The organism is Nocardia halotolerans, from assembly GCF_042650145.1.
GTDB classification, from domain to species: Bacteria; Actinomycetota; Actinomycetes; order Mycobacteriales; family Mycobacteriaceae; genus Nocardia; species Nocardia halotolerans.
On sequence record NZ_JBHSDL010000004.1, the window covers coordinates 42475 to 57091 of the forward strand.

The 14617-nt window shown below is 66.2% G+C and carries 17 protein-coding genes; 11 read left to right on the top strand and 6 right to left on the bottom strand.

Annotated features, from left to right (window positions below; genetic code table 11):
* Positions 1-34: 34 nt before the first annotated feature.
* Genes ACFO5K_RS03150 through ACFO5K_RS03165 form a run of 4 tightly spaced genes read right to left on the bottom strand, consistent with a single transcriptional unit; the run spans position 35 to position 2784 of the window.
* Positions 35-697 carry a Uma2 family endonuclease gene (locus tag ACFO5K_RS03150; protein WP_378555612.1) on the bottom strand — a complete coding sequence of 221 codons (663 nt, stop codon included), beginning with the start codon at positions 695-697 and terminating at the stop codon, positions 35-37.
* A gap of 41 nt (positions 698-738) precedes the next feature.
* Entirely contained in the window at positions 739-1284 is a 546-nt protein-coding gene (locus tag ACFO5K_RS03155) for a YbaB/EbfC family nucleoid-associated protein (RefSeq protein WP_378555613.1), read from the bottom strand.
* 23 nt (positions 1285-1307) lie between these two features.
* Positions 1308-2183: a hypothetical protein gene (locus tag ACFO5K_RS03160; protein ID WP_378555614.1), complete on the bottom strand. Its 876-nt coding sequence runs from the start codon at positions 2181-2183 to the stop codon at positions 1308-1310.
* 34 nt (positions 2184-2217) lie between these two features.
* Positions 2218-2784, bottom strand: coding sequence for a type VII secretion target (locus tag ACFO5K_RS03165; protein ID WP_378555615.1), 567 nt, complete (start codon positions 2782-2784; stop codon positions 2218-2220).
* Between the two features lie 137 nt (positions 2785-2921).
* On the opposite strand from ACFO5K_RS03165, the gene ACFO5K_RS03170 reads away from it, so the two are divergent.
* The 11 genes from ACFO5K_RS03170 (at position 2922) to ACFO5K_RS03220 (ending at position 13233) form a co-directional block, all read left to right on the top strand.
* Positions 2922-3692 (top strand): hypothetical protein, encoded by a 771-nt coding sequence (locus ACFO5K_RS03170; protein WP_378555616.1) that lies wholly within the window; start codon positions 2922-2924, stop codon positions 3690-3692.
* Positions 3693-3921: 229 nt separating this feature from the next.
* The gene (locus tag ACFO5K_RS03175; RefSeq protein WP_378555617.1) at positions 3922-4470 is read left to right on the top strand and encodes a DUF3558 domain-containing protein; all 549 of its coding nucleotides are present in this window, start codon (positions 3922-3924) and stop codon (positions 4468-4470) included.
* Between the two features lie 34 nt (positions 4471-4504).
* Complete coding sequence (locus tag ACFO5K_RS03180; protein ID WP_378555618.1) at positions 4505-4900, top strand: hypothetical protein; 396 nt, start codon at positions 4505-4507, stop codon at positions 4898-4900.
* Positions 4900-6276, top strand: a complete 1377-nt coding sequence (locus ACFO5K_RS03185) for a PPE domain-containing protein (protein ID WP_378555619.1) — start codon at positions 4900-4902, stop codon at positions 6274-6276. The genes ACFO5K_RS03180 and ACFO5K_RS03185 overlap by 1 nt, the downstream gene beginning before the upstream one ends.
* On the top strand, positions 6276-7049 hold the full coding sequence (locus ACFO5K_RS03190) for an ESX secretion-associated protein EspG (protein WP_378555620.1): 774 nt from the start codon (positions 6276-6278) through the stop codon (positions 7047-7049). The genes ACFO5K_RS03185 and ACFO5K_RS03190 overlap by 1 nt, the downstream gene beginning before the upstream one ends.
* Before the next feature lie 238 nt (positions 7050-7287).
* A complete protein-coding gene (gene lgt, locus ACFO5K_RS03195) occupies positions 7288-8418 on the top strand; it encodes a prolipoprotein diacylglyceryl transferase (RefSeq protein WP_378555621.1) in 1131 nt (376 codons plus the stop codon).
* A 226-nt stretch (positions 8419-8644) separates the two neighbouring features.
* Positions 8645-9175: a TM2 domain-containing protein gene (locus ACFO5K_RS03200; RefSeq protein WP_378555622.1), complete on the top strand. Its 531-nt coding sequence runs from the start codon at positions 8645-8647 to the stop codon at positions 9173-9175.
* A gap of 159 nt (positions 9176-9334) precedes the next feature.
* On the top strand, positions 9335-10093 hold the full coding sequence (locus ACFO5K_RS03205; RefSeq protein WP_378555623.1) for an amino acid ABC transporter substrate-binding protein: 759 nt from the start codon (positions 9335-9337) through the stop codon (positions 10091-10093).
* Between the two features lie 3 nt (positions 10094-10096).
* Entirely contained in the window at positions 10097-10768 is a 672-nt protein-coding gene (locus tag ACFO5K_RS03210) for an amino acid ABC transporter permease (protein ID WP_378555624.1), read from the top strand.
* Positions 10769-10912: 144 nt separating this feature from the next.
* Positions 10913-12331: a pyruvate kinase gene (gene pyk / locus ACFO5K_RS03215; protein ID WP_378555625.1), complete on the top strand. Its 1419-nt coding sequence runs from the start codon at positions 10913-10915 to the stop codon at positions 12329-12331.
* A gap of 2 nt (positions 12332-12333) precedes the next feature.
* Positions 12334-13233, top strand: a complete 900-nt coding sequence (locus ACFO5K_RS03220) for an acyl-CoA thioesterase (RefSeq protein ID WP_378555626.1) — start codon at positions 12334-12336, stop codon at positions 13231-13233.
* A 10-nt stretch (positions 13234-13243) separates the two neighbouring features.
* Here ACFO5K_RS03220 and ACFO5K_RS03225 read toward each other — a convergent pair whose 3' ends face one another.
* Both ACFO5K_RS03225 and ACFO5K_RS03230 read right to left on the bottom strand, forming a co-directional pair.
* Complete coding sequence (locus tag ACFO5K_RS03225) at positions 13244-13606, bottom strand: hypothetical protein (RefSeq protein WP_378555627.1); 363 nt, start codon at positions 13604-13606, stop codon at positions 13244-13246.
* 132 nt (positions 13607-13738) lie between these two features.
* On the bottom strand, positions 13739-14356 hold the full coding sequence (locus tag ACFO5K_RS03230) for an arsenate reductase/protein-tyrosine-phosphatase family protein (RefSeq protein ID WP_378555628.1): 618 nt from the start codon (positions 14354-14356) through the stop codon (positions 13739-13741).
* Positions 14357-14617: the final 261 nt, after the last annotated feature.

Consider the following 14617-nt stretch of genomic DNA (forward strand, 5'->3'; position numbering starts at 1 on the left):
CGGTCAGCTCTGATGCACGCCGCCGTCTGCTCGGCTAAGACTCGGCATTGAGTTCTGACCAGGGAATTCGGATGGAGAACGGAAAGTCGATCGTGATGTCGGCGGCGTCGGCGGGACTCCACTCGCCGGCCAGCAGATAGTTGGCCTCGCGCAGCGGGCGGACACCTTCGGGCAGCCGGCCGGGTTCGGATTCGAGGGCGTATGCGCGCACCAAGTCGATGGCCCCTGTGCTGCGGGACAGCGCGACCTCCCAGTACCAGGGAATCCCAGCCCCGGCATACCGAGTCTTCTTCGTCTCGACCTCGTTGGGAGTGTTCGACGGCGACAGTACTTCGCCGACCAGCGCGACGTCGTCTGCGCGCACGTCGTCGAACGGTCGCTTCGGGCAGCGATACACCAAGAAGTCAGGAGTGAGGAAGTCCGACTTGCCGGAACTTCCAAGGAAGACATTTGTTTCCAGCGCCGCCCGCCAGCACTGTTCCGGAGATACGGAACTCGCAGTGTGGGCTGCGCGCTTCAATGCGCCGGTCATGCTGAACATGGCGTCCTGGTGCTCGGCCGGGCCTCGGCGGACCCAGACGACGCGCCCCTCCCACAGCTCGATCTGCGCGGCGATCTCTTCGGGCAGCCGTTCGAGGTCGTCCCACGTCATATGCTCAGGGAGATCGGCGTGCTCGATACGGGGCAGCGGGGGCATGCCGACATGATAGTTACTGAGCGTCGAGCGACACGCGATGTTCAAACCAACCAGGATTTGCCCTGGTAGAACCGGTCCTCGTCGTCGGGTTCATCGGGTTCGTAGATCGCGTTGCGGTCGGGGGTGCGCGAGTGCGGGAGCACAGCCGGGGGCTGTTGGTGCTGAGGCACCTGCGGTTCGGTGGGGACGAACGCGGGTTCGGCCGGGGCAGGCGGCGTCGGTTCCGGGTCGGGAAAACGCTCGGCGTACTGGTCGATGATGTTGTGTCCCGGACCGGTGTCGCCGACGGAGTCGGTGACGAGACCGGTGATCCGGTCGCGGAGCTTCGCCTGGCCCCGATGGATACACGCCATCAGTTCCGCTGCGATGGTGGCCGGGTCGGCCCCACGGGTGCTCGGTGCCAGAGTGATCGAGGTGGGTGAACCGTTCGCGTCCACGGTGACGCTGATCTTGCCGTCGGCGGACGTGTCGGTGACCGAAACGGCATCCATCTGAGTTTTGAGGTCGGTGAACCGCTGCGCGGTGCGTTCCAGGTCAGCCGCCCAGGTGTACAGGTCGTCGGGAGTGGGGGTGTCGGCGGCGGACATGGGGGTTCCTCGATTCTGTGTCATCAGTGCGATGTGGCGCCGGTGGTTTCGGCGCGGTATACGCCGTCGATGAGGTCTTTGAGAACGACCGCCCAAGCGCCGAGGTCGGTAACCGCATCCTTCAATCCATCCATCAGCTTGGCGACCTTGGCCACCACGGACGCGATCTTTGTGGTCGCTTGGGCGATGACCAGTGGGGTTGCGGTACCCACGCTGAGCATCAGTTCGATTGTCCACGAGATCATCGAACCTGCTACCGCCGAGAGCAGGTCACGAACGGCGGTGCGAACGCCGGTGACGATCTCTGCCATCTTCAGCGTCGCGACCGAGGCGCCGTAGGCGGCGCCCGCTGCCGCGTCCGCCTGCACGATGAGTCCCGTGGCCTTGGCGCGGTACGCAGCCGCGGCCGTGCCCTCCCAGTTCGTGAGCCCCGTATCCAACGCGGTCTCGAGGTCGTCGCGGACCGCGATCATGTGCTCCTGGATTTTCACCCACGACGCGGCGTATTCCTTGACCATCGCGGGGTTGCCGGTCACCGACTCGAGCGCCTTCCGGGCGGGCTCGATATGCTCGAGCATCCAAGAAATGATCTGTCCACCGATATAGGCGATCGGATCGGTCATGGCGGTAGCGATGTCGAGCCCAGCGGCGGCCGTACCGAGCACGACCAAGCCGATGTCGCCCTTCTCGAGTCCTTCACTGATCTCCCAGAAGGCTTCGGCCGTTGTCAAACCGGTGCCCATTCCCATGGGAGTACCGGTTGTTACCTCCATATTCGTGGGTTGCGGGCCGATGTAAAGAGGTCCGACGTATATCGACTCCGTCGGCTCGTACTGGTTGCGGTGATCTGTTCCTGGGGTGACCAGAGAGTTCGTCGTCGAAGGATCGTCGAATCCCATTCCGGGCCCCTTTTCTCGCTGCTCGGCTGCGGTGTCAGTCGCCCAGTTGACCGGTGGTGTTGTCGAGTTCGCGCGCGTGGACCTGGTCGACGGAATCGTAGGTGTCGGCGCAGACATCGAGCTTGGTGACTGTTGTGCTCATTTTCGCGCTGAGTGTGCGCAACAGCGTCGTCGTGCTCACGTGCACGTCGTCGAGCATCGCCGCGAACGGCAGGCAGAATGTGCCGTACGCGTCGTTCAAACTCACGACATGATTCGCGGCATCCAGGCCGTGATCGACGTTGCCGCGTTGTTGGTCGACAACGGTGCGGTGGCGTCGAAGTTCGGCGGTATCGACAGATACGCTTGCCCCATCACCTGAGATTGGATTCACCCCCCACCCGTTCCGTTCACCAGAGTGCCCCGCCTCGTCGCTACCGACGCTGAAGCCTTCGGCACCATAACAGAATCCGTGAATCGGGAGATCGGCTGCGGTGATGTTGTGGATCAGTGCTGAACACACCAGGATGGTCGGGATGCCGGGTCGGGCACGGGGTCGGCCCGTGTGTGGGGAGGGGCAAGACGTTGGTGGTGAACGGGTCGGTGCCGGTGCGGGATTCACAGGGATGGGCGCGGTTTTTCCCGCTGCCGGAGCACGGTTGGGCTGATCCGTATGCCGCCCGGGTGCTGCGGGAACGGTGGCCGGTGGTCGCCCGGAATCTGGGGTGCGCGTTCGTTGTGACGCCGGCGGTGGCTGCGGTGATCACATCGGTCGACATCCTCACCGCGCCCCTGGCGCTGATGGTTGTGCTGTTGCCGGCGCACCTGCTTGCTCTGGTCGTGGTGTTCGCATGCGTGAACTGGTGTGTGCGCGGGTTGCTGTGGCCGCCGCGGTCGTGGTGTCTGATGGCGTGCGCGCTGCTGATCCCGATAGTGCTCCAGATCGTGGAAGTCAGCGGCGCCGCGAACCACGGGTATGACCAATGGGGGGCGACTTGGCCGTGCCTGGTCTGGCTGGTTGCCGCAGCAGTGGCGGGTGCGTTCGCGTGGTCGGCATTCATGCGCATCTTCGATGTGCGTCTCATCTTTCTCGCCGAGTCCGGCGACGATGTGCTGTTGGCTCGCCAGATCGTCGGCGACGAACGGGGAATGGACCCGGCCAACCCGAAATGGAGCGGCAATGTCGTCGTCGATGTCCTGTTGAGGGGCGGTGACCTGGTCGTGCACGCGACTGTGCGAGGTGGACGTGGTGCCTCGCGCCGGGTCGTCGAAAGACCATTGCGCCGGATCGAACTCAGGTACGTCACCAGGGTTGTCGAGCACCGGTTTTCCGCGGGAAAGTCCATGGTCACCTGGTATGCGCTGCCGACTGGGCGGACGCTGGAAGCCGCCACCGCGGGCACGGTCGTGGTGACGACCTCGCTGTCCGGGCTGGCGTTCACGATCCCCACCGACCGGCCGGAGTTGATCGCTGAGGCGATCCGTCGTCGGCTTCGTGGGTCTGCTGGGATCGACGGGCCGCACCGGTGACTGTCAGTGATCGGTGCGTGAATCCTCGTTGGTTGTCCGGGTTGTCGGCGTGCGGACATCTCACGAGTGAAGTCGGGTTCGCGACCTGGTGGCGCCGATGTCGGCGCCGGGTAGGGTGATCGCCACGTGATTCGAGATCGGTGGGAACCGGAAGTCCGCTCGGTGCGTCCAAGATGATGATGGGGATGCCCGGGTTGGTCGGCGAGGGAGAGCTGTGCGAAGAGGTCAGGTGGTTTCGGCCGTCGTGGGCGGGGTCGTGGTGTTGCCGATGCTGGTCGGTTGTGACGGTTCGACAGAAGGGTCGGCGACGCCGACTACCCGCAATATCGACGAGATCATCGTCTACAACGTGTGCCGGGATCCGGGGATCAGTGATGAGGCCTTGCGGGCGGCGGGGCTGGATCCGGCGACCAAGCGGGTGTTCACCGATCCGCCGACGGGGGTGTCGAGTTTCCGGTCGTGCAACTGGAAGCCGATCGATGACCGGTACGGCCCGGTGAACTACCGGGTTGACGTGTTTTCCACCAGTCACACGTTGGAGGAGCAACGTAAGAAGGAAAGCGCGACCGTACTAGGCGAGACCACGGTCAACGGTCGACCAGCACTGATCACCAAGGAGCGTAGCGACCCCGATAGCTGCTATATCGATTTTGAAGCTGAACAAGGCATGTTTCAGGTCAGCGCCGTTTGGCTGAGCGAGTACGAGTCGCGTGCAGGGGATATCTGTGAGATATCGGCTCGCCATGCCGAGACACTCGAGCCGTCCTTGCCGAAATAGGCTGTCGGACAATCGGTAAGGGGAAGGTTGTCGTATGAGTGGGACTGGAGACCAACGCGCCTACTGGACGCAGCTGGCACAGCAAGCGGTCGGTGGGGAGTTGCGGATGGAACCCGAACTCGGAGAAGCGCTCCGAGCTGCCGCGAAGGTCTACGCTGAAGGACTGGTGGACGCCAAGGCGGACACCGGCAGGCTGGCCAACCTGTCGGGCTGGGGATCGTTGCCATCAGCAGTGGCCTTGCGCAAGAAGTTCGAGCAGAAGGGCGTCGGCGGCGGTGACGATCCCAACGACAACGCCGCGCAACGAATCCAAGATCACATAGACATCGCATGGTTGCAGCACGACACCTTCGCCGCCGCGATCGGTAAGATCGAGCTCGTCGATGAGCAGCGTGCGGCCCAACTGCGTGCTGCGGGAACGGGTATCTGATGGGGTGGGGCTGGCAGGAAGCGGTCGGATTCATCCCCATCCTCGGCGCGTTCGCCGGGGAAGGTATCGGCGGGCATCGTGAATCGCACGAGGCCGCGTCCGAGCGGGGGCGGATGGGTGCGGGGGCCTCCGATCAGTGGTCTCCGGATCGCACCATCATCGGCGATGAATACCAGCGGCTCAATGGCGGTTTCACCGGAACTTTCACCGACGCCCCGGCCGGTCGGGTCGTGCAGCCCGAGGGTTTCGGAGCTTGGCCGCACGAGCGGATCTACAATGCCCTCAACGGTACCGATGGTGAGCCCGGTGTTTCCGCCGCCGACATCAATGCCGGCGCCGACGCCTGGCGGCGATTGACCACCAAAGTCGACGACCTCATCACCACCTATGACGCCACGATCGCGCGCGTGGTCGGCGACATGTGGTCGGGGCAGTCCGCCAACGCGGCCGTCGAGGGTGTGCGCGAGTACGCCACTCAGGCCAGGCAATTGCCGACCTCGTTCCAGCTCGTCGCCAATGGGATCGATCTGATGGAGGGGTATCTCGCACAGGTCAAGATGGCCATTCCGGAACCCGAAGAGCTCAGTACCTGGGACGAGATCGCGGGGCACATCCCAGGCAACGGGCTGGTCAAGGGCGACAAACATCAAGCCAATGAAGCCGAGGCCGCCGCCCAGGAACTCATGACCAACTTCTATTCCCCAGGTTCGGTACAGGTCGACGGGCAGACCCCGATCCTGCCCGTCGCCAAGAACACCCTCGGTGCCCTCGGTGACGGTGACGGAAACGGCGGCGGCCCGGGAACGAACACCGACCGGCCCGGTGGCGGCGCTACCGGCGGGTCCACCGACCCCGGCACCGCAACCGACCCCACCAGCGAGGACCCGAGCGCCGGTGAGCCCGAAGCCACCGAACCGGCCACGCAGGAACCGGCTGACACCGGCGACGACACGACATCGGCCTCAGCGGTGCCGGAAACGACACCGACCACGCCGGCAGGCACACCGGCCACCACGCCGACCGGTGGCGCGCCGACCGGTCTGGGCGCACCCGGTGCGGGATCACCTTCCGCCGGCGCTCCCGGTTCCGGGCTTCCCGGCACCGGGAGCCCCGTCGCCGGTATCGCACAACCCGGCAAGCTCGGCGCGGGACTGGCTGTGGGAGCGGGCAACTCGGCGGCCGCAGCGGCCAGAGGAGCCGGTGCGAACTCCGGGATGCGAGGGATGCCCGGCATGATGGGTGGCGCCGGAGGGCGTGGTGGCGGTACCGACGACGAATCCGAACGAACGACACCCGACTACCTCATCCACGAACGGGAGTCCGAGCTGATCGGTCACCTTCCCGCGGCATTGCCACCGGGCGGGGTCATCGGTTGATGGACAGCCTCGCTCCAGGGCTCCGGTACCACTTCGACGGTCTCACGTTCGGGCTCGCACTCGAAGCCAACGGGCGCGACCGGTTTCCGTACCCGCTGAGTTATCGACGTGAGTTCACCGCCTATCGCGCCGACGACGAGCGCCGCCGCCGCGAAGCGGGGACCCGCCTGCGCCGGATCTACGACGAACAGCTGCACGCCACGTTCCAGGTGCTGCTGGAACCGCGGGTGCGGGTCGAGATCGAAGGCGTACACGGGCCGCGGTCCCAGGTACTGCGCGTCTACGCCGGTATCTCGGGACCGATCGCCGTACTGGCTGTCCAGCAGCCCGGACCCGACCACACCCACGGCGGCGACATTGTGGTCTCGACCCACCGCAGCACCGGTATCGCCGCTGACATCACCGCCCGTTTACCCCGCTTGCAGGCCGGCGGCCAACCCCGATTCGAAGGCAGGCGCGGCGATCTCGACGCACCCGTGTACGCCCGCCACCCCACTCAGCTGTCCACGACCGAGCAGTTGCGGCGTTTCTTCCTCCGGTCGCGCATCGGTGGGGGCGAGATCACCGTCTACTCCGGCTATCAGCTCGATGCCCGCCCGACCGGCGACGGCCGGGCGTTCTGCTGGCTCGACTATCCCGGCGACGGCCGCTATCTCCTGCAGAACCACGACAGCGAGAACTTCACCGTGATCCCCGGCGGCCCCGAAGAACTCGTGCGCCAGATCGGCAACCGCATCGAGGTCATGAGCCGCCCGGCCACGGCCGCGTGGTGACGCCGCCCCGCTGTCGGTGATTCTGTCCGGATTCACAGGCATGGTTGATCGGCTCCTGCGTCCGCGGTTCCGCAAGTGGTCCAGGGAGCCATCGTGGCGAATCACCCAAGATCCGGCGAAGTCGAGTGCATCGATTCTCGTGGACTCGCGTGGCGTGGTGGATGTCGGGCGATGTTGTCATCTGGGCGATCACTGATGTCCGGGTGGCTGTCACTCATCGGCGAGATGCTCAACTAACGTGGGGGCCGTGAACTCAGTCCTGGCCTACATTCCGAGTCCGCCGCAGGGTGTCTGGCACCTCGGGCCCTTCCCGTTGCGGGCGTACGCGCTGTGCATCATCATCGGCATCGTCGTCGCCATCTGGTGGGGTGAACGCCGGTGGCAACAGCGTGGTGGACAGCCGGGTGCGGTGCTCGACGTCGCCATGTTCGCGGTGCCGTTCGGGCTGATCGGTGGCCGGATCTACCATGTGGCCACCGACTGGCAGAAGTACTTCGGTGAGGGCAAGAATCCCGTCGAGGCGCTCTACATCTGGCAGGGCGGGCTCGGCATCTGGGGCGCGGTGTTCGTCGGCGGTATCGGCGCCTGGATCGGCTGCCGGGTCTACAAGATCCCGCTGCCGGCTCTCGGCGACGCCATCGCGCCCGGTGTGCTGCTCGCCCAGGCGATCGGACGGCTCGGCAACTACTTCAACCAGGAACTCTACGGACGCACCACCGAGGTGCCCTGGGGTCTGGAGATCTTCTACCGCTTCGATTCCGAGACCGGCGCGCCCGACATGATGAACGGCGTCTCCACCGGTCAGATCAAGGAGATCGTGCACCCGACCTTCCTGTACGAGCTGATCTGGAACGTGCTGATCGTGGTGCTGCTCGTGCAGCTGGACAAGCGCTTCCGGATCGGGCACGGCCGGTTGTTCGCGCTCTATGTCGCCGGCTACAGCTTCGGGCGGTTCTTCGTCGAGCTGATGCGCAGCGACGAGGCCACTCTCGTGTTCGGCATCCGGATCAACTCGTTCACCTCCGCACTCGTCTTCCTGTGCGCCATGGCCTATTTCGCCTTGGCGACCAAGGGCCGCGAGACCCCGGAACAGTTGCAGCCCGGCGGTGAGCGGCGCCCGTGGCCCTGGCAGATCTCGGCGCTGCGGGCTGCCGGTGCCGCCGACAACGCCGCTGCGGCCGATGATGCCGCGGCGGCGAGCGGCTCCGATACCGCGGCCGTCTCCGTGACGAAGGCGGCGAAGCAGACGGACATGTCCGAGCCCGGCGCGGCAGCCGAGGCCGCCGACGAAACCGCGGACGCCGGCTCCGCGAAGGCGGTAGACGACACCGCCACGGAGTCGACGGATTCGGGTCCGAAGAAGTCCTGATCCAGGACTGTTCGGCGCACAGATCGGCGGGCGCCCGGCGCCATTGTGGGCGTCCGCCGCGTCATTTCGGGCCGTCGGCGGGCACCGATCGGGTGGGACCCGACAGGACAGGGGACCGTGTCACCGGACACAATGGCCGGTGATCGTCGCGGGCGCACCGCCGTTCGGCCGATCACCACTGGCCGGGGGCCGAGACGGGTACCCGCACGAATGATGGAGGACATGAGTGACCGACCCCTACAACCCCAATCCCCAGTACAACCCCGATCTGGGCAAGCAGCCCAACGCGGGTGCGCAACCGCAGTACGGGCAGCCGTCGAACCCGTACGCGCAGCAGCCGGGTTACGGTCAGCCGTCCGATCCGTACGCGCAGCAGCCGGGGTACGGGCAGCCGCAGTACGGTGCGCCGCAGCCGCAGTACGGGCAGCCGGTCGACCCGTACGCCCAGCCGGGTTACGCGCCCGGATACGGGATGCCCCAGGGCTACAACCCCGCCGATCCGGAGGCCCCGTACGGGCGTGACATGTACGGCGTGCCGTTCTCGGACAAGCAGAAGCTGATGGCCGGTCTGCTGCAGATCTTCCTGGGCGGGTTCGGCGTGGGCCGGTTCTACCTCGGTTACACCGGCATCGGCATCGCCCAGATCGCGGTGACCTGGCTGACGTGTGGGCTCGGCGCCATCTGGCCGCTGATCGACGGCATCATGATGCTCACCGGCAAGGTCCCCGATGCGCAGAACCGCCCGCTGCGCGACTGATCGGCACCCTGCCGACGGGTGCTCCGCTGCGGCGGGGCACCCGTTGCGCGTTTCCGGCGGGTGCGGCGATCCGGATGAGCGATAGTCTGTGTCGGTCCGGCGCGGCGCGGTAGCGTCGCTGTGGCCTGCGCGTGCCCTCGACGCGCAGCGGAGAAAGGGATGTCCGTGCGCAAATTACTCGCCGCCGCCGTACTCGCCGTCGTCGCCGCGACCGGTCTGTCGGGCTGCTCGTCCGCCACCGACCCGAACGTGCTGCGGGTCGGCACCGAGGGCACCTACGCGCCGTTCAGCTACCAAGAGGGTGGTGAGCTCACCGGGTACGACGTGGAGGTCGCGCGCGCGGTCGGCGAAAAGCTCGGTAAGCGGGTGGAATTCGTGCAGACCCCGTGGGATTCGATCTTCGCCGGGCTCGAGTCGAAGCGGTTCGATCTGGTCGCCAACCAGGTGACGGTCAATCCGGAGCGCACGGCGAAGTACGCGCTGTCGCAGCCGTACACCATTTCCGAGGGCGTGATCGTCACCAGCGCCGGCAACACCACCATCAACGGTCTGGCCGATCTCGCGGGCAAGACCACCGCGCAGTCGGCCACCAGCAACTGGAGCCAGGTCGCCGAGGACGCCGGCGCGAACGTCGAAGCGGTGGAAGGGTTCGTGCAGGCGGTGCAGCTGCTGAAGGCGGGCCGCGTCGATGCCACCGTGAACGACACCCTCGCCGTCGGTGCGTACACCAAGACCACCGGTGACACCGGTATCGAGATCGCCGCCGAGACCGGTGAGACCAGTGCGCAAGCCTTCGCCGCGCGCCAGGACGACACCGCGCTGATCGCCGATGTCGACCGGGCGCTCGAGGAAATGCGCGCCGACGGCACCCTGGCCGAGCTGTCGGAGAAGTACTTCGGCACCGACGTCAGCAAATAGCGGATGGATCCGGCTACCTGGGAGCTGATCCGGCACAACCTGTGGCCGATGCTCGAGGCCACTGTGACGATGACGTTGCCGCTGACCGCGATCAGTTTCGTCATCGGGCTGGTCATCGCGGTGGGTGTCGCGCTGGCACGGATGTCGTTGCGGCGGGTGCTGTCGGTGCCCGCCCGCTTCTACATCTCGATCATCCGCGGCACCCCGCTGCTGGTGCAGCTGTTCATCGTGTTCTACGCGCTGCCGCAGTTCGGCGTGGTCATCGACCCGTTCCCGGCCGCGGTGATCGCGTTCAGCCTCAATGTCGGCGGGTACGCCGCCGAGGTGGTGCGCTCGTCGATCATGAGCGTGGCGCACGGTCAGTGGGAGGCGTCGCAGTCGCTGGGCCTGAACTACGTGCAGACCCTGTGGTACATCGTGTTCCCGCAGGCCGCCCGCATCGCCGTACCGCCGCTGTCCAACACGCTGATCTCGCTGGTCAAGGACACTTCTTTGGCCTCGACCATCCTGGTCACCGAACTGCTGCGCACCGCCCAGCTGGCCGCGGCCCCCACCTTCGACTTCTTCGCCCTCTACGGCGTCGCGGCGATCTACTACTGGGCGATCTGCCTGGTCCTGGGCTTCGCACAAACCCGCCTGGAAACAAGACTTTCCAGACACGTCGCGGTGAGATGACAACTGATTTCGTGAACACATGGGTAACTCACCGGGAACGCTCGGCCCCCATCCCGTCGAAAGCCGCCGGTCCGGTCGAAAGCTGACCCATACGCCCCGACCGGCAGAATTCGCGGAGCGGCGGACCAGTACTAGGCTGGGGTTGTGATGCGACGAACGAAGATTGTGTGCACCCTCGGGCCGGCCACTGCCTCCCAGGACCGTATTCGTGAGCTCGTCGAAAGCGGCATGGATGTGGCCCGGCTGAACTTCAGTCACGGCGACCACGCCGACCACGCCGACAACTACAAGATGGTCCGCGCGGCCTCGGACGAGACCGGCCGCGCGGTCGGCATCCTGGCCGATCTGCAGGGCCCCAAGATCCGCCTGGGCCGTTTCGCCGAAGGCCGCACCCACTGGGCCACCGGCGAGCAGGTGCGGATCACCGTCGACGAGTTCGACGGCACCCACGACCGGGTCTCCACCACCTATACCGAACTGGCCCAGGACGCCAAGGCCGGTGACCGGCTGCTCGTCGACGACGGCAAGGTCGGCCTCACGGTGGAGGCCGTGGACGGCAACGACGTCGTGTGCCGGGTCACCGAGGGCGGCCCGGTGAGCAACAACAAGGGCCTGTCGCTGCCCGGCATGAACGTGTCGGTGCCCGCGCTGTCGGGCAAGGACATCGAGGACCTGGAATTCGCGCTGAAACTGGGCGTGGACTTCATCGCCCTGTCGTTCGTGCGCTCGCCCGCCGACATCGAACTCGTGCACGAGATCATGGACCGGGTCGGTCGCCGGGTGCCGGTGATCGCCAAGCTGGAGAAGCCTGAGGCGATCGAGAACCTCGAGGCGATCGTGCTCGCCTTCGACGCGGTGATGGTGGCCCGCGGCGACCTCGGCGTGGAACTGCCGCTCGAGCAGGTGCCGCTGGTGCAGAAGCGCGCGATCCAGATGGCGCGCGAGAACGCCAAGCCGGTCATCGTGGCCACCCAGATGCTCGAGTCGATGATCGAGAACTCCCGCCCGACCCGCGCGGAGGCCTCCGATGTGGCCAACGCGGTGCTCGACGGCGCCGACGCGGTGATGCTGTCGGGGGAGACCTCGGTCGGGGCCTGGCCGATCGACGCGGTGCGCACCATGGCGCGCATCGTCACCGCGGTGGAATCCGAGACGTCGCGGGTGCCACCGCTGACCCACGTGCCGCGCACCAAGCGTGGCGTGATCTCCTACGCCGCCCGCGATATCGGTGAGCGGCTCAATGCCAGGGCGCTGGTGGCGTTCACCCAGTCCGGTGACACCGTGCGCCGCCTGGCCCGCCTGCACACCCCGCTGCCGCTGCTGGCGTTCACCCCGTTGCCGGAGGTACGCAGCCAGCTCACCCTCACCTGGGGCACCGAGACCTTCATCGTGCCGATGGTCGACACCACCGACGCGATGATCCATCAGGTGGACCAGGCGCTGTTGTCGATGGAGCGTTACCGCAAGGGTGACCTGGTGGTCATCGTGGCCGGTTCCCCGCCGGGTACCGTCGGTTCCACCAACCTGATCCATGTGCACCGAATCGGCGAAGAGGACCATTAGCAGTGAGTAGTTCGGTAGACGAGATCGCGGGAACCGTGCGGGACGAGCCGTCAGCCGATCTGCGGGTGCTGCTCGGCCTGCTCGATCTCGAGCAGATCGGCGAGGACGTCTTCCTCGGTAACCACCCGGCGAAGGTGTGGAGCCGTACGTTCGGCGGTCAGCTGGTCTCGCAGGCGATCGTGGCCGCCGGGCGCACCACCGACCGCCCGCTGCACGCGGTGAACGCGCATTTCGTGCGCGGCGGCGATGTGAAGAAGCCGATCGAATACCACGTGCAGCGCCACCGCGACGGCCGGGCGCTGGCCAACCGGACGGTGACCGCCAGCCAGGACGGCCAGGAACTGTTCGTCATGCTGGCCGCGTTCCAGGACTGGGGCAAGGGCCTCGAGCATTCCCATGATGCCCCCGTGGTGCCCGATCCGGAGTCGCTGCCCCGGATCGAGGAGAGCTTCGCGGGGTTCGAGGACAAGCTCGAGATGTTCATCAACGCCCCGCACCCGATCGACATGCGCTACACCAACGATCCGTCGTGGATTCTCAAGGGCACCGGCGAGAAGCTCAATCACAACCGGGTGTGGATGCGCACCGACGGCCCGCTGGCCGACGATCCGCTGCTGCACGTGGCCACGCTGGGGTACTCCTCCGACACCACGGTGCTGGATTCGATCATCACCACGCACGGATTGTCGTGGGGTCTTGACCGAATTCTCGCCGCGACGGTGAATCATTCGATCTGGTTCCACCGCCCGTTCCGTTTCGACGACTGGGTGCTCTACGCCACCGAGTCGCCCGTCGCGGCGGGTTCACGCGGCCTGGCCACGGGACGGTTCTATTCACGCAGCGGGGAATTGCTCGCCACCACCGTGCAGGAAGGCGTCATCCGGCACTTCCCGGCGCGCTGAACCAACGGTGTCACAGCCGCCCGACGTCGAGGTCGAACTCGGCGTCGGTGCGCTGGTGCGCGCGCAGCGTGTAGGGGACCGGTTCGGCGCCACAGACGGCCAGCGCGAGTTCGTGCTCGAGGTCGGCGATGTCGGCGCCGGTGAGTTCGGTGGGTTCACCGACCAGGCCGATGGCGATCTCGAAGGTCGCCTCGGTTGCCGGATGATCGCCGGGATGGCTTCGGTGCCACTGTGATTCGAGATCCTGGTGGACGGTCTCGGCGGCGTCGACCGGCACGGTGCACCGCCAGGCGAAGACATCGCGGTCCTGTAGGTGGTCGTCGACCACCGACCGGATACCGGCGACGATGCGATCGAGATCTTCCGGCGTCACATACACATGGAGAGAAACATCCGAAATGCGTTTCGGCATGCCCGAGTCCTGTCGTGTGTCGAACCAGCAAGGGGAACTACCACGTCCGCGCCGAAGTGTAATCGGTGGGCGCCGCGCCGAACAGACCCCGACTCAGCGACCGCGCTGCGCGGCCAGGAAACTCGTCGGCTGCTGCGGCCGGGCGTGCGCGATCACCAGGCCGGGGCGCGCGTCGGCGGTGCGCGCGGTCGGCTCGTGCGGAGCCAGCGCACCCAGCAGGGGAAACAGCAGTTCGGCGATCCGGTCGCCGACCGCCAGGAACGCCTCGGGCGACAGGCCGATCGGGTCGGCGATGTTCTCCCGGCCCACGTAGGCCAGATCGTCGCGGGCCGAATGCAGTGCGGCAATGGACTTCGCGCCGGTGACCTTCGCGATGCGGTGTGCCTCGGCGAGGGTGAAGGTGCGCGGTGCGACCCCGAAGGCGAGGTCGCACACCTGTTCGCGCAGCGCCTCGGTCATCGTGAGGACCAGGTCGGCGCGATCCACCATCTCTACGGCCAGTTTGCGGGCTTTGAATCCCGCGGTGTCACCGCCGAGCCCGGCGATGGTCTCCGCGGCCAGCGGTTCGGCCGGAAAGCCGACCAGGGCACGGGTTCCCGCACTCTCCGCGGTGAGACCGGGTAGGTCGTTGTCCGCCGCGAATGCCACGGTGAGCCGTTCGGCGATCACCGAGCGGCAGACATTGGAGTTGCAGACGAACAGCACGTGCATGTCGACACCGTAATCCGGTCGATTGTCGTGCAGAAGGCCGGAATCGTAACCATCACAGCGGCGGTACTATTTATTCATCTTTCGGTTGAATTCCGTACATGAATCGCGATACGAAAATCTGCGGTATGTGACCGTGATACCCGCGAGATAGTAACCGGAAACTCCTCGCCGGTGTGTGTCGGTGCTCACTGTGGCGATAGTTGATAATTCGATCCGGAAATAGCTGGCGGCGCGGACCGGGCGTCGGCGCGCGCGGGCGTG

Bases quoted from the DNA above. Each gene is read 5' to 3' on its own strand.
- ACFO5K_RS03150 (WP_378555612.1), bottom strand. From the start codon at position 697: ATGCCCCCGCTGCCCCGTATCGAGCACGCCGATCTCCCTGAGCATATG.
- ACFO5K_RS03155 (WP_378555613.1), bottom strand. From the start codon at position 1,284: ATGTCCGCCGCCGACACCCCCACTCCCGACGACCTGTACACCTGGGCG.
- ACFO5K_RS03160 (WP_378555614.1), bottom strand. From the start codon at position 2,183: ATGGGATTCGACGATCCTTCGACGACGAACTCTCTGGTCACCCCAGGA.
- ACFO5K_RS03180 (WP_378555618.1), top strand. From the start codon at position 4,505: ATGAGTGGGACTGGAGACCAACGCGCCTACTGGACGCAGCTGGCACAG.
- ACFO5K_RS03185 (WP_378555619.1), top strand. From the start codon at position 4,900: ATGGGGTGGGGCTGGCAGGAAGCGGTCGGATTCATCCCCATCCTCGGC.
- ACFO5K_RS03190 (WP_378555620.1), top strand. From the start codon at position 6,276: ATGGACAGCCTCGCTCCAGGGCTCCGGTACCACTTCGACGGTCTCACG.
- ACFO5K_RS03205 (WP_378555623.1), top strand. From the start codon at position 9,335: ATGTCCGTGCGCAAATTACTCGCCGCCGCCGTACTCGCCGTCGTCGCC.
- ACFO5K_RS03210 (WP_378555624.1), top strand. From the start codon at position 10,097: ATGGATCCGGCTACCTGGGAGCTGATCCGGCACAACCTGTGGCCGATG.
- ACFO5K_RS03230 (WP_378555628.1), bottom strand. From the start codon at position 14,356: ATGCACGTGCTGTTCGTCTGCAACTCCAATGTCTGCCGCTCGGTGATC.